Annotated in this window: 22 protein-coding genes and 1 pseudogene; 8 read left to right on the top strand and 15 right to left on the bottom strand. The window is 70.2% G+C overall.

Annotated features, from left to right (window positions below):
* Positions 1-150: 150 nt before the first annotated feature.
* Entirely contained in the window at positions 151-771 is a 621-nt protein-coding gene (locus ACZ6SF_RS01750; RefSeq protein ID WP_466059806.1) for an alpha-ketoglutarate-dependent dioxygenase AlkB, read from the top strand.
* A 6-nt stretch (positions 772-777) separates the two neighbouring features.
* Here ACZ6SF_RS01750 and ACZ6SF_RS01745 read toward each other — a convergent pair whose 3' ends face one another.
* Positions 778-1,344: a TetR/AcrR family transcriptional regulator gene (locus ACZ6SF_RS01745; protein WP_466061307.1), complete on the bottom strand. Its 567-nt coding sequence runs from the start codon at positions 1,342-1,344 to the stop codon at positions 778-780.
* An 82-nt stretch (positions 1,345-1,426) separates the two neighbouring features.
* Between ACZ6SF_RS01745 and ACZ6SF_RS01740 the strand changes: the two genes are divergently transcribed.
* Positions 1,427-2,386, top strand: a complete 960-nt coding sequence (locus tag ACZ6SF_RS01740) for a quinone oxidoreductase family protein (protein WP_466059804.1) — start codon at positions 1,427-1,429, stop codon at positions 2,384-2,386.
* Positions 2,387-2,398: 12 nt separating this feature from the next.
* On the opposite strand, the gene ACZ6SF_RS01735 is transcribed toward ACZ6SF_RS01740, so the two are convergent.
* The 5 genes from ACZ6SF_RS01735 to ACZ6SF_RS01715 form a co-directional block, all read right to left on the bottom strand.
* Complete coding sequence (locus ACZ6SF_RS01735; protein WP_466059802.1) at positions 2,399-2,932, bottom strand: DUF4334 domain-containing protein; 534 nt, start codon at positions 2,930-2,932, stop codon at positions 2,399-2,401.
* Between the two features lie 99 nt (positions 2,933-3,031).
* Entirely contained in the window at positions 3,032-3,289 is a 258-nt protein-coding gene (locus ACZ6SF_RS01730) for a YciI family protein (RefSeq protein ID WP_466059800.1), read from the bottom strand.
* Position 3,290: 1 nt separating this feature from the next.
* On the bottom strand, positions 3,291-3,800 hold the full coding sequence (nusB, locus tag ACZ6SF_RS01725) for a transcription antitermination factor NusB (RefSeq protein ID WP_466059798.1): 510 nt from the start codon (positions 3,798-3,800) through the stop codon (positions 3,291-3,293).
* A gap of 1 nt (position 3,801) precedes the next feature.
* Positions 3,802-4,365, bottom strand: coding sequence for an elongation factor P (gene efp, locus ACZ6SF_RS01720; RefSeq protein ID WP_466059796.1), 564 nt, complete (start codon positions 4,363-4,365; stop codon positions 3,802-3,804).
* Between the two features lie 36 nt (positions 4,366-4,401).
* A complete protein-coding gene (locus tag ACZ6SF_RS01715) occupies positions 4,402-5,538 on the bottom strand; it encodes a M24 family metallopeptidase (RefSeq protein ID WP_466059794.1) in 1,137 nt (378 codons plus the stop codon).
* A gap of 157 nt (positions 5,539-5,695) precedes the next feature.
* Between ACZ6SF_RS01715 and ACZ6SF_RS01710 the strand changes: the two genes are divergently transcribed.
* From ACZ6SF_RS01710 to aroB, 4 genes and pseudogenes are all read left to right on the top strand, one after another.
* Positions 5,696-6,181 (top strand): prepilin peptidase, encoded by a 486-nt coding sequence (locus tag ACZ6SF_RS01710; RefSeq protein WP_466059792.1) that lies wholly within the window; start codon positions 5,696-5,698, stop codon positions 6,179-6,181.
* 96 nt (positions 6,182-6,277) lie between these two features.
* Positions 6,278-7,498 (top strand): chorismate synthase, encoded by a 1,221-nt coding sequence (gene aroC / locus ACZ6SF_RS01705; RefSeq protein ID WP_466061306.1) that lies wholly within the window; start codon positions 6,278-6,280, stop codon positions 7,496-7,498.
* Positions 7,498-8,187 (top strand): annotated as a pseudogene (locus tag ACZ6SF_RS01700) (shikimate kinase); the annotation flags it as partial. The gene aroC and the pseudogene ACZ6SF_RS01700, both read left to right, overlap by 1 nt.
* Before the next feature lie 170 nt (positions 8,188-8,357).
* A complete protein-coding gene (aroB, locus tag ACZ6SF_RS01695; RefSeq protein WP_466059790.1) occupies positions 8,358-9,476 on the top strand; it encodes a 3-dehydroquinate synthase in 1,119 nt (372 codons plus the stop codon).
* A 7-nt stretch (positions 9,477-9,483) separates the two neighbouring features.
* Here the strand turns inward: aroB and ACZ6SF_RS01690 are convergent, their stop codons facing one another.
* Positions 9,484-10,320, bottom strand: a complete 837-nt coding sequence (locus ACZ6SF_RS01690; RefSeq protein ID WP_466059788.1) for an AraC family transcriptional regulator — start codon at positions 10,318-10,320, stop codon at positions 9,484-9,486.
* A 245-nt stretch (positions 10,321-10,565) separates the two neighbouring features.
* On the opposite strand from ACZ6SF_RS01690, the gene ACZ6SF_RS01685 reads away from it, so the two are divergent.
* Positions 10,566-11,957 (top strand): FAD-binding oxidoreductase, encoded by a 1,392-nt coding sequence (locus ACZ6SF_RS01685; RefSeq protein ID WP_466059786.1) that lies wholly within the window; start codon positions 10,566-10,568, stop codon positions 11,955-11,957.
* Positions 11,958-11,996: 39 nt separating this feature from the next.
* On the opposite strand, the gene ACZ6SF_RS01680 is transcribed toward ACZ6SF_RS01685, so the two are convergent.
* From ACZ6SF_RS01680 to ACZ6SF_RS01650, 7 genes are all read right to left on the bottom strand, one after another.
* Positions 11,997-12,470, bottom strand: a complete 474-nt coding sequence (locus ACZ6SF_RS01680) for a B-4DMT family transporter (RefSeq protein ID WP_466059784.1) — start codon at positions 12,468-12,470, stop codon at positions 11,997-11,999.
* Between the two features lie 71 nt (positions 12,471-12,541).
* Positions 12,542-13,369, bottom strand: a complete 828-nt coding sequence (locus ACZ6SF_RS01675; protein WP_466059782.1) for a shikimate dehydrogenase — start codon at positions 13,367-13,369, stop codon at positions 12,542-12,544.
* Positions 13,359-14,855 carry an endolytic transglycosylase MltG gene (locus ACZ6SF_RS01670; protein ID WP_466059780.1) on the bottom strand — a complete coding sequence of 499 codons (1,497 nt, stop codon included), beginning with the start codon at positions 14,853-14,855 and terminating at the stop codon, positions 13,359-13,361. The genes ACZ6SF_RS01675 and ACZ6SF_RS01670 overlap by 11 nt, the downstream gene beginning before the upstream one ends.
* Entirely contained in the window at positions 14,852-15,499 is a 648-nt protein-coding gene (ruvX, locus tag ACZ6SF_RS01665; protein ID WP_466059778.1) for a Holliday junction resolvase RuvX, read from the bottom strand. Before ruvX ends, ACZ6SF_RS01670 begins: the two co-directional genes overlap by 4 nt.
* A complete protein-coding gene (gene alaS / locus ACZ6SF_RS01660) occupies positions 15,499-18,177 on the bottom strand; it encodes an alanine--tRNA ligase (RefSeq protein ID WP_466059776.1) in 2,679 nt (892 codons plus the stop codon). The genes ruvX and alaS overlap by 1 nt, the downstream gene beginning before the upstream one ends.
* A 36-nt stretch (positions 18,178-18,213) precedes the next feature.
* Positions 18,214-19,599: a replication-associated recombination protein A gene (locus ACZ6SF_RS01655; protein WP_466059775.1), complete on the bottom strand. Its 1,386-nt coding sequence runs from the start codon at positions 19,597-19,599 to the stop codon at positions 18,214-18,216.
* A 408-nt stretch (positions 19,600-20,007) separates the two neighbouring features.
* Positions 20,008-21,174 carry a kinase gene (locus ACZ6SF_RS01650; protein ID WP_466059773.1) on the bottom strand — a complete coding sequence of 389 codons (1,167 nt, stop codon included), beginning with the start codon at positions 21,172-21,174 and terminating at the stop codon, positions 20,008-20,010.
* Between the two features lie 191 nt (positions 21,175-21,365).
* Here ACZ6SF_RS01650 and ACZ6SF_RS01645 point away from each other — a divergent pair, with 191 nt between their 5' ends.
* The gene (locus ACZ6SF_RS01645) at positions 21,366-22,454 is read left to right on the top strand and encodes a hypothetical protein (protein WP_466059771.1); all 1,089 of its coding nucleotides are present in this window, start codon (positions 21,366-21,368) and stop codon (positions 22,452-22,454) included.
* Positions 22,455-22,460: 6 nt separating this feature from the next.
* Here the strand turns inward: ACZ6SF_RS01645 and aspS are convergent, their stop codons facing one another.
* Positions 22,461-24,290 (bottom strand): aspartate--tRNA ligase, encoded by a 1,830-nt coding sequence (gene aspS, locus ACZ6SF_RS01640; RefSeq protein ID WP_466059769.1) that lies wholly within the window; start codon positions 24,288-24,290, stop codon positions 22,461-22,463.
* Positions 24,291-24,319 lie beyond the last annotated feature (29 nt).

Here is a 24,319-nt window from a genome sequence, read left to right as displayed (position 1 = left end):
CGTCGACCGGCCGGCGGCCGGTCCCACCCGAGACGGTAACTCCGCCGGCCGGGCGGGCAGCGGCGAACCGGCGAGATCCGCCAGGGAATCCGGCGGCAGGCACCCGGGCCGATGTGAACATATGTTCGAATACTGCGTTACTGTGTCCGCATGGCACTCCAGGGATCGCTGTTCGACGGATTCGGCGCGGCGGAACTCACCCCGCTCGCCGAGACCCGGCGGACCCCACTCACGGCCGGCGCCTGGGTCGATCTCCGGCCCGGCTGGCTACTCGGCGCCGACGACCTGTTCGACCGGCTGGCCGCGACGGTGCCCTGGCAGGCCGAACGCCGGCCCATGTACGACCGGGTCGTCGACGTTCCGCGCCTGCTCCGCTTCTACGCCGAATCCGATCCGCTACCCGACCCGATCCTGACGCGGGCACGCGAATCCCTCAGCGCGCACTACGGCCCGGAACTCGGCGAACCGTTCCGCACGGCCGGTTTCTGCTACTACCGCGACGGCCGCGACAGCGTGGCCTGGCACGGCGACACCGTCGGCCGCGGCGCCACCCACGACACCATGGTCGCCATCCTCACCCTGGGCGCGCCGCGCCCACTACTGCTCCGCCCCCGGGCCGGCGGGCCGAGCCTGCGGTTCCACCCGGGTCACGGTGACCTGTTCGTCATGGGCGGCTCCTGCCAGCGCACCTGGGAACACGCGGTACCCAAGACCCGCCGGGCGACGGGGCCGCGGATCAGTATCCAGTTCCGCCCGCGCAACGTGCGCTGACGCGCGTCACGGCGCGCGCAGGACCGCCCGCACCTGCTGCGCGACCGCCGCGAGCAGCCGGTCGGTCGCTCCCGCCCGGACCATCTCGGGCACGGTCTGCCCCGCCAGCCCATCCATCAGCAACCGGCCGACCGTCTCCGCGTCCAGGTCGGGCCGGGCCGCACCCAGCAGTGCGGTGATGTGGTCGCGCCAGAACAGGTGGAACTCCGCGGTGCGCGGATGCGGCGGAACCGAGCGGTAGACCTCCATCAGCGCCAGATTGTCGATCACCAGCCGTGCCATCGCGTCGAAGAAGGCGAGCAACCGGTCGGCGGCCGGCGCCCCGGGCCCCAGCGGCGGCGGGCCGTCGGTGACGGCGGCCATCAGGTCGACCGCGCTTTCGGCCACCAGTTCGTGCAGCAGCCCCGCCCGGTTCCCGAAGCGGTGGAAGATCGTCCCCTTCCCGACTCCCGCCGCGGCGGCCACCCGGTCCATCGTGACGGCCTCGGGACCGTGCTCGGCGAGCAACGCCGCGGTGGCATCCAGGATGACGCGCCGGTTGCGGGCGGCGTCCGCACGTTCCTTGGGGGCCATCACACCACTTCCGTTGACAACTTGACCGCCGGTCCATATCTTCGACGAGTAAATGGACCAGCAGTCAACTTATGGAGTATCAATGCAGGCAATCGTAATGACAGCGACCGGCGGACCGGAGGTCCTGGTACCGCGGGAGGTGCCGGCGCCACGGCCCGGACCTGGCGAAGTCCTGATCAGAACCGAAGCGATCCCCGTGCTGTATCCCGAGACCCGATTGCGGTCCGGCGATTTCCCGATGGCCTCGCCGCCACCGGTGGTGTTCGGGTTCCAGGCCGCCGGAGAGGTGATCGGCCTGGGCGAGGGAGTCGACCCCGAACACCTGGGCAAGCGGGTGGTTGCCGATACCGGCGGAACCGGCTCCTATGCCGAATCCGTGTGCGCCGGAGCCGAATCGATAACGCGAATACCGGAGAATGTCACGACCACCGATGCCGCCGCGGCGATGATGAGCGGATCGGTCGCGCTGGCCCTGCTGGAAACCGCCGCGCTCACCGGGAGCGAAACGGTCCTGGTCGAGGCAGCGGCGACCGGGGTCGGCAGCTATCTGGTCCAGCTGGCCCGGGAATTCGGCGCGGCGCGGGTCGTCGCGACGGCGGGTGGCCCCGACAAGGCCCGCCGCGCGAAGGAACTCGGCGCCGACGAGGTGATCGACCACCGTCGGCAGCAGTGGGCCGAGGAGATCGGCACCGGGCCGGACGGCACCATCGATATCGTCTTCGACTCCCTGGGCGGCACCTCCGCCACCGCACTGCTCGACGCCATGACACCCGGCACCGGGCGCATGCTGAGCTACGGCCGGCTCTCCGGCGAGCCCGCCCGGGTCGCGGCGCCGGACCTGATCCCGCGCGGGCTCACCCTGACCGGATGCGCCGGACCGGCGTTCCACGCACGGGTGCACCGGGCCCGCGCCGCGATCCTCGAACGGATTCCGGCGCTGAGTCCTCCGGTCGAAACGATCCTGCCCCTCGACCGCGCCGCCGAAGCGCATCGGCTGCTGGAGTCCCGGGTTCCGTTGGGCCGGATCGTCCTCCGGCCCTGAACGGCGCCGCGATCAGCGCTTCAGCACGAAGAAATACGGTTCGGACAGCCCCCGCATATCCATGACGCCGAGCAGGGTGTCCGCGTCGAGGCGGCGGAAATGGTCGATGATGGGCAGGTGGTCGTAGACCATCGCGGCACTCACCACCCCGCGGTATTCGATATCGCGCAACCGCGCCGTGGCCTTGCGGGTACGCAGCAGCGGCGCCAGGGTGCGCAGATTGTTGCGGACCGGCCGCAGCCAGTGCGCCGGGATCCTTCCGGCCAGCGACAGCGGCACCCGGCGTGGATCCACCGCGAACACGGTCCCGCGCTCATCGGTGAACAGCAGCGGATGTACCTGGTCGGGGGCGTCGAACTGTTTGCCGTACCAGCCGGATTCGGACAGTGAGCCGTCCATCGGATGACCGGTGGGCAACTCCGCGCCGCGCCAGCGGCCGGTGGTCACCTCGTCCACGCGCGCGGCCGGCAGCCGATCGAAGATCTCCCAGGCCTCGGCGGCGGTGCACCCGCCCTCGGGCAGGGTGACGCCCGCGTTCTCGGTCATTGTCCGCGCTCCTCGATATCAAGGGATATTGCGATAGTTACCCTATCGTCCTCTCAACGAGGTACGCGGCGCAGCCGGACCGCGGAATCCGGGCACCGGTCAGCCGGTGATCTCCCATTCGTGGACGGTGATCCGCGATGAGCCGGTGGTGTGCAGCGGATCGGTGTACACCACCGCCTCGGCGGCCTGCCGCGAATCCGCGAGGACCAGGTAGGCACCACCGCTACCGTCGGTGAACGGGCCGGATTCCTGCAGCATGCCCGCCGCCCGCAGTTCGGCGAGGAACCGGCGGTGCGGTTCGGCGACCGCCGGATCGTAGGCCGGGGTACGCAGGGCCAGTACCAGGTACTTGCGCACCTCAGTCCTCCGGATCGGATTCGGCGCGTCCGGCGGCCGCCGCGGCCGCGCGGATCTGCGGAGCCACCAGGACGACCTGCCCCAGCACCCCGTTCACGAACCCGGGGGAATCATCGGTGGACAACTCCTTGGCCAGTTCCACCGCCTCGTCCACCGCGACGATCGGCGGTACATCCGGGGCATAGAGCAGCTCCCACACCGCGACCCGCAGGATCGCGCGATCCACCGCCGGCAACCGGCCCAGCGTCCAATCCTGCAGATAGGACTCGATGGTGCCGTCCACCCGATCGAGGTCCTCGGCGATCCCGTCGACCAGGGTGCGGGTGTAGGCGTGCACGGGGGCCACCGCCTGATCGCGCCCGGCGAGTTCGATCCGCTCGTCGGCCAGATCCGCCGGGTCGATATCGCGGGCCTCGGCCTCGAAGAGCAGATCGACCGCGCGGCGCCGGGCCTTGTGGCGGGCGCCGAGTTTCTTGTACGCGGATTTCCGGTCCGCGGGCTGGTCTGCCACGTCAGGAGTTGACGCGGCCCAGGTAGCTGCCGTCGCGGGTGTCGATGCGGAGTTTGTCGCCGGTGTTGATGAACAGCGGGACCTGCACCTCCGCCCCGGTCTCGACGGTCGCCGGCTTGGTACCACCGGTGGAGCGGTCGCCCTGCAGTCCGATATCGGTATGGGTGACCTCGAGCTCGACCGAGACCGGAAGTTCCACGTACAGCGGCGCACCCTCGTGGGTGGCGACCTGCACCGTCATGTTCTCCAGCAGGAACCGGGCCTGTTCGCCGATGGTGCCCTCTGCGATGGAGAGCTGGTCGAACGTCTGACCGTCCATGAAGACGTAATCGGAACCGTCGTGGTACAGGTAGGTCATATCGCGGCGATCGACCGTGGCGGTCTCCACCTTGACACCGGCGTTGAAGGTCTTGTCGACGGTCTTGCCGGACAGCACGTTCTTCAGCTTGGTCCGCACGAAGGCGGGCCCCTTGCCCGGCTTCACGTGCTGGAATTCGACGATCTGCTGGAGATTACCGTCGATCTTCAGCACGAGGCCGTTCTTGAAGTCGCTGGTGTCCGCCACTGTCTTCGGGTCTCCTCGGTTCTCGGGCGACCGGCGTCATTCGACGACGGTCAGGTCTTTACTGGTATTGGTGAGCAGGTCGGGGCCCCCTTCGCGCACCACGAGCGTGTCCTCGATCCGGACCCCGCCGCGGCCGGGAAAGTACACACCTGGTTCGACGGTCACCGCCACGCCAGACTGGAGTGTACCCGTGCCCGTTTTGGCGATTCCGGGCGCTTCGTGGATGCGCAGCCCCACCCCGTGGCCCAGGCCGTGGACGAACAGGCGCCCGTGCCCGGCGGCCGCGATGACCTCGCGCGCCGCGGCGTCCACATCGGCGCACGGTATACCGGGCCGCAGCGCCTCCCGGCCGGCGCGCTGGGCGGCGTGCACCAGGTCGTAGACCTCGCGCTGCCACTGCGCGGGGGCGCCGAGCACGAAGGTCCGGGTCATATCCGAGTGATAGCCGTCCACCACGGCGCCGAAATCCATCTTCACGAAATCGCCCGTGGCCAGCACCGCGTCGGTGGGGCGGTGATGCGGGATCGCGGAGTTCGCGCCCGCGGCCACGATGGTCTCGAAGGCGATACCGGCCGCGCCGCGCTCGAACATGGCCCATTCCAGATCCCGGGCGACCTGGCGCTCGGTACGGCCGGGTCGCAGCGCCCCGTTCGCCAGCAGCGCCGCCAGCGCCTCGTCGCCGACCGCGCAGGCGGCCCGCAACCGGTCCACCTCGTAGTCGTCCTTGACCATCCGCAACTGTTCCACCAGGCCCGGGGTGGCGACGAACTCCAGCCCGGTCGCCAGTTCGAGCAGGGCGCGATGCTGATCGACGGTGACGATATGGCTTTCGTAGCCGAGCCGCCCGAATTTCCATTCCCCCGCGAGTTCGGCCACCCGGCGCGTGACCGCGCGGGCGATCTCGGCCCGCAGATCGGGCACCTGAGCGGCCACCTGGGTGTCGTAGCGGCCGTCGGTGGCGATCACCGTGCGGTCCTCGGCGTCCGGGGTGTCCCAGGAGTGCACCAGCAGCGCGGCGTTGGAACCGGTGAAACCGGTGAGGTAGCGGATATTCACCAGATCGGTGACCAGCAGGCCGTCGATCTCGTTCTCCACCAGCAGGTTGCGCAGCAACCCACGCCGGACGGCGTAATCGGGCCGGACCAGCGGGCCACGGCCGGCATCAGCAGACATGGATCAAAGTTACCGCCGACCGGCCGCCGGGACACAAGACCGCGCGTCCGGCCGATCCGGAGCGTCGGTTGTTCACAATCCGGGGGCGTCGGACCGGTTGTCCACATTCCGCGATCGAGGCCCCGATCGCGGCCCGGCGGCCGCGAGGGTGAAAGGCATGGCGGAACTCGGTTTTCTCCTCGTACTCCTGTGGTGCTGCGCGCTGAGCCTCACCGATATCCGGACCCGGCGGTTACCGAATCGGCTCACCCTGCCGGGCGCCGGTATCGCACTGGGCTATGCCGCCCTCGCCGGTCAGTTCGATACGGCGATCCGGGGGGCGGCCCTGCTGGCGGTGCCGTATCTCCTCGTCCACCTGCTACGACCGGCGGCACTGGGCGCCGGTGACGTGAAACTGGCGCTCGGGCTGGGTGCAGTGGCGGCCCTCGGCGGTGGCGCCCAGGCCTGGGTGTGTTCGGCGGTGGCGGCACCGGTGTGCACGGCGGTGGCCGGTGCCGTGCTGCTGCCGGTCCGGCGGGCGCGCGCCGCCGCACCGCCCGGGGAGGCCGCGTCCCGCGCCCGCTCCCCCGGCCACCCCGCGGTGACCGTGCCACACGGGCCGTCCATGTGTGTCGCGACACTTATCGGGCTCGTTCTGTGGTGATCACCTGGCAATCCCGGTCACGGCCGCCCCGGCGGGCCGCCGAACTCCGTCGACCGCGTGCCCCGGTCGTCGCGCCGACATGGGAAGATGGTCGGCGTGCTGCGCTGGATAACTGCTGGAGAATCTCACGGACCCGCTCTCGTCGCCATCCTCGAGGGGATGGTCGCCGGTGTCGAGGTGACCTCGGAGGAGATTTCCGCGCAACTGGCGCGCCGTCGGCTCGGCTACGGCCGCGGCGCCCGGATGAAGTTCGAGGCCGACAAGGTCACCGTGATCGGCGGGGTCCGGCACGGCCGCACCATGGGCGGGCCGGTCGCCATCGAGGTGGCCAATTCCGAATGGCCGAAGTGGACCACCGTGATGTCCGCCGACCCCGTGGACGAGGCCGAACTGGCCGATCTGGCCCGCAACGCCCCGCTGACCCGGCCGCGGCCCGGCCACGCCGACTATTCGGGGATGCTCAAATACGGTTTCGACGACGCCCGGCCGGTGCTGGAACGCGCCAGTGCCCGCGAGACCGCCGCCCGGGTGGCGGCCGGTACCGTCGCACGCGCGTTCCTGCGCCAGGCGGTCGGCGTGGAGGTCCTCTCCCATGTCGTCTCCATCGGCACCGCGGCGAACACCACCGGGGTGGTGCCCTCCGCCGGCGATCTGGACACCATCGACGCCAGCCCCGTCCGCGCCTTCGATTCGGCGGCCGAGGCCGCGATGATCGCCGAGATCGAGGCGGCGAAGAAGGACGGCGACACCCTGGGCGGAGTGGTCGAGGTCGTCATCGCGGGGCTGCCGATCGGGCTGGGCTCGTTCACCAGCGGCGAGAACCGGCTCGACTCCAAACTCGCGGCCGCGCTCATGGGCATCCAGGCGATCAAGGGCGTCGAGGTGGGCGACGGCTTCGAGACCGCGCGCCGGCGCGGCAGCCTGGCGCACGACGAGATGCGTCCGGGGCCCGACGGCGTGCTGCGCTCCACCAACCGCGCGGGCGGACTCGAAGGCGGTATGACCAACGGCGAGGCGCTGCGGGTCCGGGCCGCCATGAAACCGATCTCGACGGTGCCGCGGGCACTGGCCACCGTCGATATGACCACCGGCGAGGAAGCGGTGGCGATCCACCAGCGCTCCGATGTCTGCGCGGTGCCCGCGGCCGGAGTGGTGGCGGAATCGATGGTCGCGCTGGTGGTGGCCCAGGCCGTACTGGAGAAGTTCGGCGGCGATTCGATCGCCGAGACGGTGAGCAACCTCGACGGCTACCGGAAGCGGATCAGCGGTCGCCCGCACTTGAGCGCGGGCGACCCGGTCGCCACCGACCCGGCGTAATGACCGCGCAGACCGATCCGCACACCGCACCGGTGGTGCTGATCGGACCGCCCGGGGCGGGTAAGACCACGATCGGGCGGAAACTGGCCCGCGAACTGGGCGTCGACCTCTACGACACCGACGCCGGGATCGAAGAGGCCGCGGGACGGACCATTCCGGAGATCTTCGCCGCCGACGGCGAACCCGGATTCCGCCGGATCGAGGAGGAGATCGTGGGCCGGGCGCTGCGGACCGAGCGCGGGGTGGTCTCACTGGGCGGCGGTGCCGTGCTCTCCGAACGCACCCGGACGCTGCTGCGCGACCGAACCGTGGTCTACCTGGAGATCAGCCTCGCCGAAGGGCTGCGCCGCACCGGCGCGAGCACCCACCGGCCGCTCCTGGGCGGCGCCGATCCGGGTGCGAAGTACCGCGAGCTCATGCGGATCCGGCGACCGCTCTACCGGGAGGTAGCCACCGTGCGGGTGCGCACCGACGGTCGCAGCCCCGGCCGGGTCGTCCGTTCGATCCTGGGCAAACTGTCCCTGGAATCGGCGCGGGTCACTACGGATCCGCCGGCCGACGACACCGCCGCGAACCCGCAGCGCACCAGCAGATCCCGGGCTCGCCGCCGGGCCCGGGCGCGGGCCCGCCGTTCGGCGGCACAGCAGCGCGCGGCCGCGGGGGTCACCGAGACGGCCGAGACGGCGAACACCTCCGGTGACCGGGCCGCGGCGGCCGCGGGCACGGCGGCCGGTCCCGAATCCGGCACCGAGATGCGTACCCCGGGCCGGTCGCGGCGAGCGCGGGCGCGGCGGGCCCGGGCCCGCCGGGCGCAACGAGAACAGGCCGAGCAGACAGAGACAGGATCGGAGCAGCACACGTGACAGAACCGACGCGTATCGAGGTCCGCACCGCACAGCCGTATCCGGTGATCATCGGACGCGGCCTGCTCGGTGACCTCGTGGATGTGGTCACCGGGGCGGGCGGTGTGCGCACCGTCGCCCTTTTCCATCAGCCGTCGCTGGTGGAGACCGCCGAGGTGGTCCGCAGCACCCTGGCCGAGGCCGGGCTCGACGCCCACCGGGTGGAGATCCCGGACGCCGAGGCGGGTAAGGAACTCGCGGTCGCCGGTTTCTGCTGGGAGGTGCTGGGCCGGATCGGCCTCACCCGCAGCGATGTGGTCGTGAGCCTGGGCGGCGGCGCCGCCACCGATCTGGCCGGTTTCGTCGCCGCGACCTGGATGCGCGGGGTGAAGATCGTGCACGTGCCCACCACCCTGCTCGCCATGGTGGACGCGGCGGTGGGCGGTAAGACCGGGATCAACACCGAGGCCGGTAAGAACCTGGTGGGCTGCTTCCACGAACCGGCCGCCGTCCTGGTGGATCTGGTGACCCTGGAAACCGTGCCGCGCAACGAGATCGTCGCCGGGATGGCGGAGATCATCAAGGCCGGTTTCATCGCCGACCCGGTGATCCTCGATCTGGTGGAGCGCGACCCGCAGGCCGCGCTGGATCCCACCGGTGACGTCCTCCCGGAACTGATCCGGCGCGCCATCGCCGTCAAGGCCGAGGTGGTCGCGGCGGATCTCAAGGAATCGGCGCTGCGCGAGATCCTCAACTACGGGCACACCCTCGGGCACGCCATCGAACGCCGGGAACGCTACCGGTGGCGTCACGGCGCGGCGGTGTCCGTGGGCCTGGTGTTCGCCGCCGAACTGGGCCGGCTGGCCGGGCGTCTCGACGACGCGACCGCCGACCGGCATCGCAGCATCCTGGCAAGCGTCGGCCTGCCCACCACCTACGACCCCGACGCACTGCCCCAATTGCTGGAGAGTATGCAAACCGATAAGAAGACCCGCTCCGGTGTACTCCGGTTCGTGGTACTCGACGGACTGGCCAAACCCGGCCGGCTCGAGGGCCCCGATCCGGCCCTGCTCGCCGCCGCGTACTCGGCGGTCGCCGGTGCCGGATCCCCGGGTGGGAGCGCGATTCTGCTCTGACCGCGGCCTATGCCGTGCGGTCGTTCGGCCGTACGGATTCGGTCCCGGACCGACGGCGGTATCCGGCCGGGGTGGTACCCGAGAACTCCCGGAACTCCCGGGTGAGGTGCGACTGATCGGCGTATCCGAAGGCAGCCGCGACCTGCCCCAGAGCCGCCTCGGGATGGTCTGCCAGATATCGCCGGGCCCGGTCGAAGCGGATGAGCCGTCCGGCCAGTTTGGGCGTCATCCCGGTGCAGTGGGTGAAGGTCGTGATGAGATGCCGGTGACTCCACCCGACGTCCCGGGCGATCGCGGCGATCGGTACCGCACCGCCGCTCGCCGTCAGCATCGACCAGGCCCGCTCCACACCGGATGGCGGCGGCCGGCCGGATTCCGCGCGGGTCAGCAGGAATTCGTCCAGTAGCGCGAACCGCTCCCGCCAGGTGCCCTGCTCGCGCATCCGGTCGACCACTGTCCGGTATCGGGCGCCGATCACATCGGACAGATCCGACAGCACACCGTTCAGCGCGGCCCCGGGCGCGCCGAGGAGTGTGTAGGCGCCGAGCGGGTCCAGTGAGACCTCGACATAGGACGGCGCACAGGCCCCCTCGATGGGGATATGGCGGCTGCGCGGACCGACCAGGAACTCCGGTGGGCGCCGGGGCGAATCGGCGAGTTTGATGACGATCTGCACGCTCATGCCCGCCGGGATGCTCCGGTGTTCACGAGGCCGCGCGGCCGTCGGAAAACCCTGGTAGGGCCGGGTGAGCAGCGGCCGCAGCCGGGCATCCGGCATCCGGTCGACGCTCCGTACCTCCGCGTTCGGATCCCTCGCACCGGCAGTATCGGGGCAGTCGCTCACCGCCACATCTCCTCTGCGCCCTCGTCACCTCGGTGGCGGCTCGTGGCCCGAATCCGGTATCACGAGCGCCGCCCCCGTCCGACAGCTTCTCCTATCCAGTGTTCTGGCGCCGGTCAATTTTGTCCAAGACGGGTGGGCCCGTGGGCGCCGATACTCGACGCACCGCGCCGTCCACGCCCGTCGCGGGATCTCACCGAGGGGTGGGATCCGGCGACCCGCGCGACGGTGAACCGAGGAGGCACACCATGAACGACGACCGGCCGCCGGGGCCCGCCGTATCGGCACCACCGGACCCGGCGAGCGACCCGCCCGGCGATATCGTCCGGCCCGGCGACGACGGCTACGAACGAGCCCGCCGGGTATGGAACAGTGCCGTCGACCGGTGGCCGTCGTCGATCGTGCGGCCGGCCACCGCCGACGAGGTGGCCGAAGTGGTGCGGTACGCGCGCAGGCACGGGCTGCGTCCGGCCGTCCGCGGTGGCGGCCACAGTCCCGCCGGGTACGGCACCGCCGACGGAGCGCCGGTGGTGGATATGTCGCGGATGACGGGTATCGAGATCGATCCGGATCGCCGCCTCGCGCACGTGGCCGCGGGCGTCACCTGGGGTGAACTGGCCACGGCCGCCCACCGGTTCGGGCTGGCGGCGCCCGGCGCCGATGTCGCCGCCGTCGGGGTGGCGGGGGCCGCCCTGGCCGGAGGTATGGGCTGGTTGATGCGCCGGTACGGCATGACGGTCGACAATGTGCTGTCGCTGGAGATCGTGACCGCGGACGGCCGGTTGCGGACCGTGAGCGCGACCGAGAACGCCGAGCTGTTCTGGGCCCTGCGCGGTGGCGGCGGCAATTTCGGTATCGTCACCGCGCTCGACCTGCGTCTGCGTCCCGTGACGACCGTACTGGGCGGCGCGCTCGTGTACCCGCTCGCTCCCGGCACCCTGCGTGCCTACGCGGAGGCGGTCCGCGTCGCACCCGATGCGCTGACGACGCTGACCTTCATCGGTCAGGCGCCACCGCTGCCGTTCATCCCGGCCGCGGCGCACGGCAGTCCGGTCCACCTGATCTTCCCGTGCTACTCCGGCGACCCCGGCGGCGCGGAGCGGGCACTGACGCCGTTACGGTCGCTGGCCGGCCGGATCCCGCTCGCCGATACGGTCACCGCGATGCCCTACCCCGGCCTGTTCCGGCTGACGGAGACGGCGGCCACGCCGCGGGCCCATGCGGTGCGCAGTTGCTATCTGCCGGATCTCACCGACGCGGTGATCGATACCGTCGTGGAGTTCGCCGCCCGGGCGACCTCCCCGTACGGCGTGATCGCACTGCGCGAACTGGGCGGCGCCGTGGCGCGGGTGCCCGCCGCGGCGACCGCTTTCGCCCATCGGGATGCCTCGTTCTATCTCGCGGTGGACAACGCCTGGGACGAGACCGGGCCGGACGCGCACCATCGGGCCTGGACCGCGGCATTGTGGCAGGCTCTGGCTCCACACGCCGCGGGCGCCTACTCCGGTTATCTGGCCGGAGGGGACGAGGAGGGACTTCGCGACGCCTATCCGCCGGAGACCTTCGCCCGATTGGCATCGATCAAGCGGACCTACGATCCGGACAATATGTTCCGGCGGAATCCGAATATCGTCCCCTGACGCCGATCGGGCGGGACCGGCCGATCGCGGTGACGGGGTTCAGGCCGGCGAGCCCGCCGGCCGCAGGACATCGGTATCGGCGGGCCGGTGCCCGTCCCGTTTGGCCAGCCGCCGGCCCACCCCGACGCCGATGAGCGCGGGAACGAAGATCAGCAGCACGATGAAGGCCGAGGCGGCGGTGGCCTCGAAGAGCAGCCCGGCATCGCCCAGGTCGACGCCCGGAACGAAGTCCAGCACCCAGGACACCAGACCACAGAGGATGCCGCCCAGCACTCCGGCCTGCAGCCACCGGATGGTCAGATCGGCGCCGTGTTCCGGGTTCGCGTGGGCGCGGCGGTCGGCGCGGCCGTCGTGGAGACCCCAGGCCACGGCCGCCCCGATCAGGATCACCAGGCACAGCAGCCGGAGCCACAATCCGTAGGTGGGGATGAAGCCCATCGCGAATCCGAGCAGTACTCGCAACACGACGGCCAGGCCTCCGAGCGCCAATGCCCGCAACAACCACGCAGTCATGCAGATCACCATAACGCCCCGCGGCCCGGGCTAGAACCCGTTACAGAATATCGCCGGGCCCCGGCGACCGGTCAGTCCAGCGCGGCGGCCATCGCCGCCCGCGGCGCGGACCGCCCGGTGAACTGCTCGACCTGCCCGTATGCCTGTTCGAGCAGCATCTGCAGTCCACCGACCACGGTATGCCCGGCCGCGGCCACGGCTTCCGCCAACGGGGTGGGCCAGGGGTTGTACACCGCGTCGAGCACCACCGGCGCCCGCGCGACCGACTCGGCCACCGCGGCCGCCGCCTGATACGGCACGGTGCTCACCACCGCCCCCGCCGCGGCGCATCGCGCCCCGAGGTCGGGGGCGTCGAAGCCGATCACTTCCGTATCGGCGCCCAGCCGCTCGGCCAGCGTCCGGGCTCCGGCCGCGCGCCCGGCATCGCGGGCGACGACGGTGATCTCACGGGCGCCCAGTTCGGCCAGGGCCAGCAGCGCGGGCCGGGCGGTCCCGCCGGCCCCCAGCACCACCGCCCGTGCCGACCCGGTCACGCCGGCGCCGCGCAGCGCGCCGAGCACACCGTCGACATCCGTGCAATCCGCGCGCCAGCCGGTCGCGGTCCGGACCAGCGTATTGGCCGATCCGACCAGTACCGCTCGCTCGGTGCGCTCGTCCGCGTACGCCAGGGCGGCTTCCTTCCCGGGCATGGTCACCGACAGGCCGACCCATTCCGGGCCCAGACCGTCCACCAGACCCGGTAGCCGCTCGGCGGTGCATTCGATGCGCTCGTAGGTCCAGTCCAGGCCGAGCGCGCGATAGGCGGCCAGATGCAGCAGCGGAGATTTCGAATGGGCGATGGGGCTGCCCAGCACCGCGGCGCGGCGCGGCGCGGGCGCGCCCGCCGGTTCAGCGGCCACTGTCGAGGATCCCGCTCTCCATGGCCAGGTCGATGTTCTGCAGATGTTCGCTGTAGCTCTGCGTGAACAACGTGGTGCCCTCTTTGTCGACGGTGACGAAGTAGAGCCAGTTACCGGGCTCGGGTGTCTCCATCGCCTCCATCGCCGCCAGCGACGGCGACGAGATCGGCGTCGCGGGCAGTCCGGGCATGGCGTAGGTGTTCCACGGGGTGGTCTGGGAGCGATCGGCGTCGGTGGTGGCGACCTCGGTCTTGTCCAGCGCGTAGTTCACCGTCGAGTCGAACTGCAGCGGCTGGTCTACCTCGAGCCGGTTCACGATCACCCGGGCGACCTTGCTCATATCCTGCGGCAGGGCTTCCCGCTCGATCAGCGAGGCGCCGATCAGGGTCTGGTAGGGGCTGAGGCCGTTGGTCTTGCCGGATTCGAGCAATCCGGTGGCCTCGTAGCTGCGCGCGCTCTCGGTGACCAGCTGACGCAGGATATCCGCGGCGGAACCACTCGGATCGAAATCGAGGCTGCCGGCCGCGATCAGGCCCTCGAGCTGGCGGCGCCGGTCCGGGACCTGGCGCACTCCCTCCACCGCCCATTCCGGTACGCCGAGCGCGGCCAGATCGGGGTTGGCGCCGGCTTCCTCGAGCTGTTCGTAGGTGACGCACCGGCGTTCGGCCTCGGCGCCGACACAGCTGGCGGCGGCGATCTTGGTGTAGATGCCCTCCTTGCGGGCGCCGGTGTTCACATCGTGCTGATCGTGCAGCTGCCGGCCCTCGGAGATCACCACATTGCCGACCCGCGATCCGGGCGATACCAGCGCCGCGACCGCGTCGGCGGCCGGACTGCGCTCGGGAACCGCGTAGTAGCCGGGCTGAACCGCGTTCATTCCCTCGCTCTGCACGGCGGCTTCGTAGAAGGCCGCCGAACTGGCGACGACACCCGCGTCCGCCATGGTCTCGGCGATCTCGGTGGCGGTATCGCCGGATTTCACCTGCACCACCACCGGCGCGCCGCCGGGTCCCGCGAAATCCTCGGCCGGGGTGTAGCGGTTGACGAGTTTGTAGACACCGGCACCGAGAACCAGCACGAGCAGCACCGCGGCGGCCACCCAGATCATCCGGCGCCGGCCACCCTCCTGTTTCCGGGCGGCCTTGCGGGCGGCGGCCCGTCCGCCGCGCGGTGCCGTGCGGCGCGTCGCGGGGCGGGCGCGGCGATGGCTGCGGGGTCTCGGTTCGGGCTCGTCGTCGAGTTCGTCGTAGTCGTCGTCGAATTCCTCGTCGTCGAATTCCTCGTCGACATAGCGCGGGATGACGGCGGTGTCGTCGTCCTCGTACGGGTCCCAGCCGGTATCCGGTTCCGCGACCCCGTCCGGTTCGGCGGCCACCGGCGCCGGTGCCCGGCGCGACTGCGCCCAGGCCCGATCGTCGCGGCGGTACTTCCGTTCGGCCTCACGCTGCCGGAATCGCGCCTCCGCCTGCGCCCATCGATCCGTCATTCATCGTCTCCGGACAACGCGGCACGCGCCGCGTCCTCGGCCGACCTCATCATCGAACTCCGTTCGTCCAACCAGCTCTGCAGGATCGAGACGGCGGCCGCTTGGTCGATCACCTGCCGCTGTCCGCGCGCTCGAACACCGCTGTCCCGCAGAGCGCGTGCAGCAGACACCGTAGTCAAACGTTCGTCGGAAAGCCGGATCGGCACTTCGGGCAGCGCGTCGCGCAACCTTCCGGCGAACTCCGACGCCATGGTCGCGGAGGTGCCCTTCTCGCCGCGCAACGTCCGCGGCAGGCCGACGACGACCTCCACGACCTCGTATTCGTCCGCGAGCGCGGCGATCCGCGCGATATCCGTACCGGCCGCGGGGGCGGGAACGGAAGGTTTGCCGGTAGCGGGCGCCGGTCCGGTCGCCGCCGGACGCGACCCGCCCGGGGGATTCCCGCCGCGCGGACCGCGCCGCGACCGGCCGGCCTTCTCGTCACGCGGCACGGTTTCCACGGGCGTGGCCAGTATCCCGTCCGGATCGCTCACCGCCACGCCGATGCGCACGCTGCCCACATCGATACCCAGCCGCCGGCCCCGCCCCGGGTCGACCCGGGGATCGGGCCGGTCGACGGAGGGTCCGCCGCCGGACGCCGCCATCAGCCGGCGTGTGCGCCGATATGGCCGCGGACCGCCGCGAGACCCGCTTCGATACCCGACGGGTCCGAACCGGCGCCCTGGGCCATCTCCGGCTTCCCGCCGCCCCGGCCCGAGATACTCGGACCGAAGACCCCGACGAGATCGCCGGCGGCGAAACCCTTCTCCTGGGCCGGTTTGTTCACGGCCACCACGAACGGCACCTTGCCCTCGTTATTTCCGAGCAACACCACGACGGCGGGATTGCCGCCCAGCCGTCCCCGGATATCGGTGGCCAGTGTGCGCAGATCACCGGCCGCCACGCCCTTCGGCGCCGCCGCCGCGACCAGCAGCACCTCGCCGTGCCGTTCGGCGGCGTCGGCGAAGTTCCCGGCCGAGGAGAGCACCGCAGCGACCTTGGTCCGCTCGATTTCCTTCTCGGCCACCTTGAGCCGGTCCACCAACTGCTCGACCCGGCCCGGCACCTCCTCCGAGGGCACCTTCAGCATCGACGCGACCCCGGCGAGCAGGGCCCGCTCCTTGGCCAGATGACGATAGGAGTCCAGGCCCACGAACGCCTCCACACGCCGGACCCCCGACCCGACCGACGATTCGCCCAGCAGCGTTATCGGGCCGATCTGGGAGGAATGACCCACATGGGTACCGCCGCACAGTTCCATGGAGAAGGGCCCGCCCATCTCCACCACGCGCACGCGGTCGCCGTAGTTCTCGCCGAACAGGGCCAGCGCGCCCATTTCGCGGGCCTTCGGCAGATCGGTGACGAAGGTGTTCACCGGGTAGTCGGCGCCCACACCGTCGTTGGACACGGCCTCGATATCGGCCTTCTGCTGCTCGCTGAGCTGGCCCTGCCAGTTGAAGTCGAAGCGCAGATAGCCGGGCTTGTTCATCGAACCCGCCTGCACCGCGTTGGGCCCGAGCACCTGCCGCAGCGCGGCATGCACCATATGCGTACCGGAATGCCCCTGCGTAGCGCCCCGCCGCCAGGCCGGATCCACCTGGGCCAGCACCACATCGCCATCGGTGATCTGGCCCTGGTCCACCGTGCAGCGGTGCACCCAGAGTTTCTTGGCGATCTTCTGTACATCGTTGACGGTGAGCTTGGTCCCCGCCGCGGTGATACTGCCGCGATCGGCGATCTGGCCACCGGATTCGGCGTAGAGCGGGCTGCGGTCCAGGATGACCTCGATATCGGTGCCGGCGATCGCGGTCGGCACCCGGACACCGTCGGCGATCAGCGCCAGCACCTGCGCTTCCGACGTCAGCTCGTCGAACCCGGTGAACTCCGTATCACCGCGGTCGACGAATTCCTTGTACACCGACAGATCGGCGTGCGCGTGCTTGCGCGCGTGCGCGTCCTCCTTGGCGCGGCGCCGCTGCTCGGCCATCAGCGACCGGAAACCGGATTCGTCCACCGACAGCCCGGCCTCGGCGGCCATCTCCAGGGTCAGGTCGATCGGGAAGCCGTAGGTGTCGTGCAGCGTGAAGGCGTCGGCGCCGGAGATGGTGCCGGTCTTACCGGACGGGGTCGCGGCCTTCACCTGCTCGGCCGTCTCGTCGAACAGTTTCGACCCGGTGCTCAGGGTCTTGCGGAACGCGGTCTCCTCACCGACGGCGACCGTTTCGATCCGCCCGAAATCGGTGGCGAGCTCCGGATACGAGGGCGCCATGAGATCGCTCACCACCCGCATGAAATCACTCATCACCGGCTGCTCGGCACCGAGCAGCCGGGCCGAACGAACGATCCGGCGCAGCAGCCGCCGCAGTACGTAGCCCCGGCCGTCGTTGCCGGGATTGACGCCGTCGGCGATCAGCATGGCCGAGGTGCGGGCGTGGTCGGCGATGACCCGGAACCGCACATCGTCGGCATGCTCCACACCGTAGGAGCGGCCGGTGAGTTCCTCGGCCCGGTCGATGATCGGGCGCAGCAGATCGGTCTCGTACACGTTCTCGACGCCCTGCAGCAGCATCGCGATCCGCTCGACGCCCATCCCGGTGTCGATGTTCTTCTTCGGCAGCACACCGACCGGCGGGAACCCGAGCTTCGGGCTGTCCTCACCGCGGATGTCCTGCATGAAGACCAGATTCCAGATCTCCAGGTACCGGTCCTCGTCGGCCACCGGCCCGCCGTCGCGCCCGTGCTCGGGACCGCGGTCGTAGTAGATCTCCGAACAGGGCCCACCGGGACCGGGCACGCCCATATCCCAGTAGTTGTCCTTACCGTCGCGGAACTGGATCCGCTCCTCCGGAATCCCCACGACCTCCCGCCAGATCTGGGCGGCCTCCGGATCGGCCTCGTAGGCGGTGACCCAGATCCGATCCGGGTCGAATCCGTACCCGCCGTCCTCCTGGGACTTCGTGATCAGCTCCCAGGCGAAGCGGATGGCGCCTTCCTTGAAGTAGTCGCCGAAGGAGAAATTGCCCGCCATCTGGAAGAACGTATTGTGCCGCGTGGTGACGCCGACTTCCTCGATATCACCGGTGCGCACACATTTCTGCACACTGGTGGCCCGCGGGTAGGGCGGAGTCTGCTGGCCGAGGAAGTACGGTTTGAACTGCACCATGCCCGCGTTCACGAACAGCAGATTCGGATCATCGAGGATCAGCGACGCGCTGGGCACCTCTGTATGCCCGGCACGAACGAAATGGTCCAGGAACCGCCGTCTGATCTCGTGGGTCTGCACGAATATCCAGCCTACCGGTGCCGTGCACCCCGTTTTTCACCGAGCCGGGTTTCCGGGCCGCAGTCCGCGAACGATCCTGCGCAACGTGCTCACCCGGGGTCCGACGGCCCGTTCGTGACCGTGACCGGTCGGGTGGTAGTAGTCCACACCCACGAGTTCGTCCGGAGGATACTGCTGCGCCAGCACGCCGTCCGGATCGTCGTGCGGATACCGATACCCCTGAGCGTTGCCCAGGCGAGCGGCGCCCGAATAGTGCCCGTCCCGCAGATGCGGTGGCACCGCCCCCGCCTTGCCCGCCGCCACATCGGCCATCGCCGCGCCGATCGCCGCCACCACCGCACCCGACTTCGGCGCCGTCGCCAGATGGATGGTCGCCTGGGCCAGCGCCAGCCGCGCCTCCGGCAACCCCACCAGCTGCACCACCTGCGCGGCGGCCGTGGCCGTCTGCAGTGCGGTGGGATCGGCCATCCCGATGTCCTCACTGGCATGGATCATCAGCCGCCGCGCGATGAACCGGGGATCCTCCCCCGCGGTCAGCATCCGGGCCAGATAGTGCAGCGCGGCATCGACATCGGAACCCCGGATCGATTTGATGAAAGCGCTGATCACGTCGTAGTGCTGATCACCGGCCCGGTCGTAGCGCACAGCGGCCTTGTCGACGCTCGCGGCCACCAGATCGAGATCGATCCGGCCGTCGAGCGACGACTCCGCCGACGCCTCCAGCGCCGTCAGCGCCCGCCGCGCATCCCCACCCGCGATTCGGACGATATGGTCGAGCGCCTCCTCGGTGACGGTGAACTGATCATCCAGCCCGCGCGGATCGGCCAGCGCCCGGGCCAGCACCGCCCGGATATCCTCGGGCTCGAGCGAATGCAGCTGCAACACCAGCGACCGCGACAGCAGCGGCGACACCACGGAGAACGACGGATTCTCGGTGGTCGCGCCCACCAGCAGCACGATCCGGTTCTCGACCGCCGCGAGCAGCGCGTCCTGCTGGGTCTTGGAGAACCGGTGCACCTCGTCGATGAACAGCACCGTCTGCTCACCCGCCGCCAGCCGCCGCCGGGCCACATCGATGACCGCCCGCACCTCCTTGACTCCCGCCGACAACGCCGACAGCGCCTCGAACCGGCGGCCGGTGGCATACGAGATCAGGGACGCCAACGTGGTCTTCCCGGTACCCGGCGGACCGTAGAGCAGCACCGACGCCGCCCCCGACCCCTCCACCAGCCGCCGCAGCGGCGAACCGGGCCCGAGCAGATGCTGCTGCCCCACCACCTCGTCGAGCGTCGCCGGGCGCATCCGCACCGCGAGCGGCGCCCGCACCCCCGCCTCCCGAGCGGCCTGATCCGGGACTCCCGAGGCCCCCATCCCCTCGGCGACCGGCCCCGCACCCGGCATATCGAACAGACCGTCACTCATGACCATCGAGTCTATTGAGCAACTCCCAGCTATGTGCATGGAGCAGCTCCGCTGCTCGAGGCTCGGCCCTCCTGAGCGTCTGCTGTCAGCGCTCGAGACTCGTGGCTTCGCCACATGCGCTTCGAGCGCTGACAGCAGACGCGGGCCGAACCCTTCTACCAACCGGTAGGCCCAGGACAGCAACCCACAGTCCGGACTGCCCGGGACAGCCACAGCTGAGCGGTTCACACGGGCGTCACGTGGTTTCTCGAGCACTTTCCCGCACTTTCCCGAGGGTCGCCCTCCGCCTGGCGGGGCCCGCCCCGGTTCTGGAGCGACCAGAGGGAGGGAGCGCAGCGACCGACCGGCGGGAGTGAAGAACCGGGGTTAATAGGGCCCCGCCTCGAGCGGCGGAGCCGCTCCAAAGTTTCAGCTCAGGTGTTCGTCGATGACGGCGCAGACGGCTTCGGCGAAGTCGCCGACGGCGTCGTTGCCGAGGCAGCGGGCGTCCTCGGCTACTCCGGCCCAGCGGTTGAGCAGGGCGTCGGAGCGGGGGACCGAGAGGCCGTGTTCGCGGGCGGCGGCTATGCGGGCGTGGTCGGCGGGCAGGAACCAGTAGGTGCTCATCCAGGCCCAGATCAGGCGGGCTTCGAGGATCTTGCCGGCCAGCAGGTCGTCGTCGGCCAGCGCGGGCCAGACGCCGACGACTTCGGCGCGCCAGGCCTCCACCATCTGCGCGGCGCGTTCTCGGGACAGTTCGATATCGCAGAGGCAGCCGGGGAAGGATACGAGCGCGTAGGCGATATCGAGGGTGGCGTCGCGGTAGCCGCCCCATTCGTAGTCGAGGATGCGGGCGCCCTCGTCGTTGATGATCACATTGTCGGGGCACAGGTCCGACGGGCTGAAGGCCCGGAACCGGCCGCCGGAGAAGAGCCGGGCGCCGTGCGCGATCTGCTCGGTGACCTCATCGGGCACCTCGAGGCCGAATTCGCGCCGGAGCAGGCCGGGGACCTCGGCGACCGCGGCTTCGGCCTGCTGGGCGATACCGTCGACCCGATGGGTGACGTCGACACGCCGCAGCAGGGCCACGAAATCGGGTTCGCGGCCGATGGTCGCGGCGTGCATCCGGCCGAGGGCCTGCGCGAATGCCATCATGGCGTTGCGGGTGGCCGGTTCCGCGCCGGAGCGCAGCACATCGGTGAGCCGGGTGTTGTCCCCGAGGTCGCTGAGGACGAGCAACCGGTCGGGCAGGCTGTGCGCGATCAGGTAGGCGCCGGGCCGTTCACCGCGGCTGAGCGCGGTGGTGAACTGGTAGGACACCGCTTCCCGCAGGAACGCGGAGTCGACGCTGGCGACACCGGGGGTGATCGTCACATTCTTGGGGTCCGCGACAGAGCCCCGCACCTGCTTGATGATCAGCGTGCGTGGCAGGGAGAAGGCGTTCTCGGCGACCCGTACACGTAGGACAGTCGTCCGTCCGCTTCCGCTGAGTTCGACGGGATCACTCAGCTTCACCGGAGCACCCATTCGCTTTGTGAGCAACTGTTGTGCTGCGGATACGACTTCGGTGGCTCGTTCGGCCAGTAGTGCAGTCATCGCATCTCAAGTTACTCGCATTCGGTCACTTCTAGCGAGCGGTTACGCAACCTTTCCGTGTCGTCCGGCGTGTCAGGCGTGTTCTCCGGCGCGCGCCCGGCCTGCTTGACAGCGCTGTACGGGTCGGGTTTTCTCGATCTGAACTGCTGTGCGCCACACCGGAAACCAGTTGAGTCGAAAGGTATGCCAGCGTGACCGACACACCGCGTTCCCCCTCGGACTCCCCCGGAACCCCGGACACGCCCGGCAACCCATCCGCTCCCGGCGGCAAGCCGTCGTCCGCGCCCGCCGCCGGCGAACCGGCCACCCCACCCCCGGCCACGCCGTCCGCGACACCGGCGCCGCCGCCGAGCGGGCCGGCCGCGAGCGGGCCGCCGGAGCCCGCGACGCCCTCGCAGTCGGCGGCCACGCCGTCTGCGGCAGGGTCTGTCGGCCTGGGAAAACCCGCGCCGGTCGTCACCTCGCCCTCCGGCCGGAGCACCGCACCGGGCGCCCCCACCCAGATCGAGACCGAGCCCGTCCGGCCGGCCGCCGCCGAGCCGGTCTACGGTCCCCCGGGCACCGGTCCGGACCAGAACACCGCCACCGGCACGGACCGGAACGCCGCAGGTGCCGAAGCCCCGGTGTACGGCTACCAGGCCGTGGGCACCGGTATCCCGGGTCACCTCGATATCGGACATGCGCTGAGCTACGGCGTGGAGAAGTTCCGGCTCAATCCGGGCCCGTGGGTGGCGGTGACCTCCCTCGGCCTGATCATCTACCTGGCCTTCTACGCCATCGTCCAGCTGCTCGAGCCGACGTCGGTGCTGCCGCTGCTGGTGCTGTTCGCGGGCGTGATGGCCGGCCTGTGGGTATTGCAGACAGCGCTGGTCCGCGGCGCCCTGTACGAAACCGACGGTTACCGGCCGGGTTTCGGGTCGTACTTCTATATCGGCAGTGTCGGCAACGCGTTCCTGACCGCGCTGCTCGCCTTCCTGGCCACGACACTCGCGTCGGCGTTGTGCCTGATTCCCGGGATCCTGGTGGGGATCGGCTGTATGTTCTCGCTGCACTTCGCGGTGGAACAGGGCCAGACGCCGGTGGAGGCCATCAAATCCAGTTTTCTGCTGGTGATGCGGGCTCCGGGCCGGGTCCTGCTCCTGGTGCTGACCGTGCTGGTGGTCACCCTGCTCGGCCTGCTCGCCTGCGGTTTCGGCCTGCTGGTGGCCGGGCCGGTGGCGGCGATCGCGGTCACCTACGCGTATCGCACGCTCACCGGCGGGCCCATCTCTCCGGTATGAGCGAGGTCAGGCGGGGCCGCCCTTGCCCGCCGCCTGGACCGCACCGTTTCCGGCCGCGGTCTCGACCTGGCCGTCGGGTTTCGGCGTCGCGTCCAGTCCGGCTTCTTTGCGCTGCAGCGCGGTGATCGGCGCGGGTGCGTCGGTGAGCGGGTCGACGCCGCCGCCGGTCTTCGGGAACGCGATCACCTCACGGATCGAATCGAGCCCGGCCAGCAACGCCACGATCCGGTCCCAGCCGAACGCGATACCGCCGTGCGGCGGCGCGCCGAAGGCGAAGGCGTCGAGCAGGAAGCCGAACTTCTCCCGGGCCTCCTCCTCGCTGATCCCCATCACCTTGAACACGCGCTCCTGCACGTCCTTGCGGTGGATACGGATACTGCCGCCGCCGATCTCGTTGCCGTTGCAGACGATGTCGTAGGCGTAGGCGAGCGCGTTGCCGGGGTCGGTATCGAAGGTGTCCAGCGATTCCGGCTTCGGCGAGGTGAAGGCGTGGTGCACCGCCGTCCACGCCGAATGTCCCAGCGCCACATCACCGCTGGCGGTGGCGTCGGCGGCCGGTTCGAACAGCGGAGCGTCCACGATCCAGACGAACGACCAGGCGTTCTCGTCGACCAGCCCGACCCGCTGCGCGATCTCGGACCGGGCGGCGCCCAGCAGCGCGCGCTGCGCCTTGGCCGGACCGGCGGCGAAGAACACACAGTCGCCGGGCTCGGCGCCGACATGGGCGGCCAGTCCGGCCCGCTCGGCATCGCTGAGGTTCTTGGCCACCGGGCCGGTGAGGGAACCGCCCTCGCCGACCAGCACATAGGCCAGACCCTTCGCGCCGCGCTGTTTGGCCCATTCCTGCCACGCGTCGAGCTGCCGCCGCGGCTGGTTCGCACCGCCGGGCATGACGACCGCGCCCACATAGGGCGCCTGGAACACCCGGAACGGGGTTTCGGCGAAGTACTCCGTGCATTCGGTGATCTCCACCCCGAAGCGCAGATCGGGTTTATCGCTGCCGAACCGGCGCATCGCCTCGGCGTAGGTCATATGCGGGATCGGGGTGGGGATGCGGTAACCGATGAGTTCCCACAGCGCCACCAGGATGTCCTCGGCCAGCAGGATCACATCCTCCTGGCGCACGAAGCTCATCTCGAGGTCGAGCTGGGTGAACTCGGGCTGTCGGTCGGCGCGGAAGTCCTCGTCCCGGTAGCAGCGCGCGATCTGGAAATACCGTTCGATACCGCCGACCATGAGCAGCTGTTTGAACAGCTGCGGGCTCTGCGGGAGCGCGTAGAAGTTCCCGGGCTGCAGGCGGGCGGGGACCAGGAAGTCACGCGCGCCCTCGGGGGTGGAGCGGGTGAGGGTCGGGGTTTCGACCTCGACGAATTCGTGGCGCGCCAGTACCGAGCGGGCGGCGGCGTTCACCTTCGACCGCAGCCGGATGGCGTGGGCCGGGCCCTCGCGGCGCAGATCCAGGTAGCGGTAGCGCAGGCGCGCCTCCTCACCGGGCTGCTCGTCGAGCTGGAACGGCAGCGGAGCGCTCTCGTTGAGTACCTCGAGTTCCTTGACGTTTACCTCCACCGCGCCGGTCGGCAGTTCCGGGTTCTCGTTGCCCTCGGGTCGCTGCTCGATCACGCCGACCACCCGCACGCAGTACTCCGCCCGCAGCCGGTGCGCCTGCTCGGCGGCCGGTCCCTCGCGGAACACCGCCTGGGCAACCCCGGAAGCGTCGCGCAGATCGATGAAGATCACGCCACCGTGGTCACGCCGCCGGGCCACCCAACCGGAAAGGGTAACGGTCTGACCGGCCTGTTCACTTCGCAGTGAACCGGCCAAGTGGGTGCGCAGCACGGGTTTCCTTTCGACGTTCGGAGCACACC

This window comes from Nocardia sp. NPDC049935 (assembly GCF_055586645.1).
The sequence above is the reverse complement of the archived record's forward strand: the minus strand, read 5'-3'. Positions and strand labels throughout refer to the sequence as shown.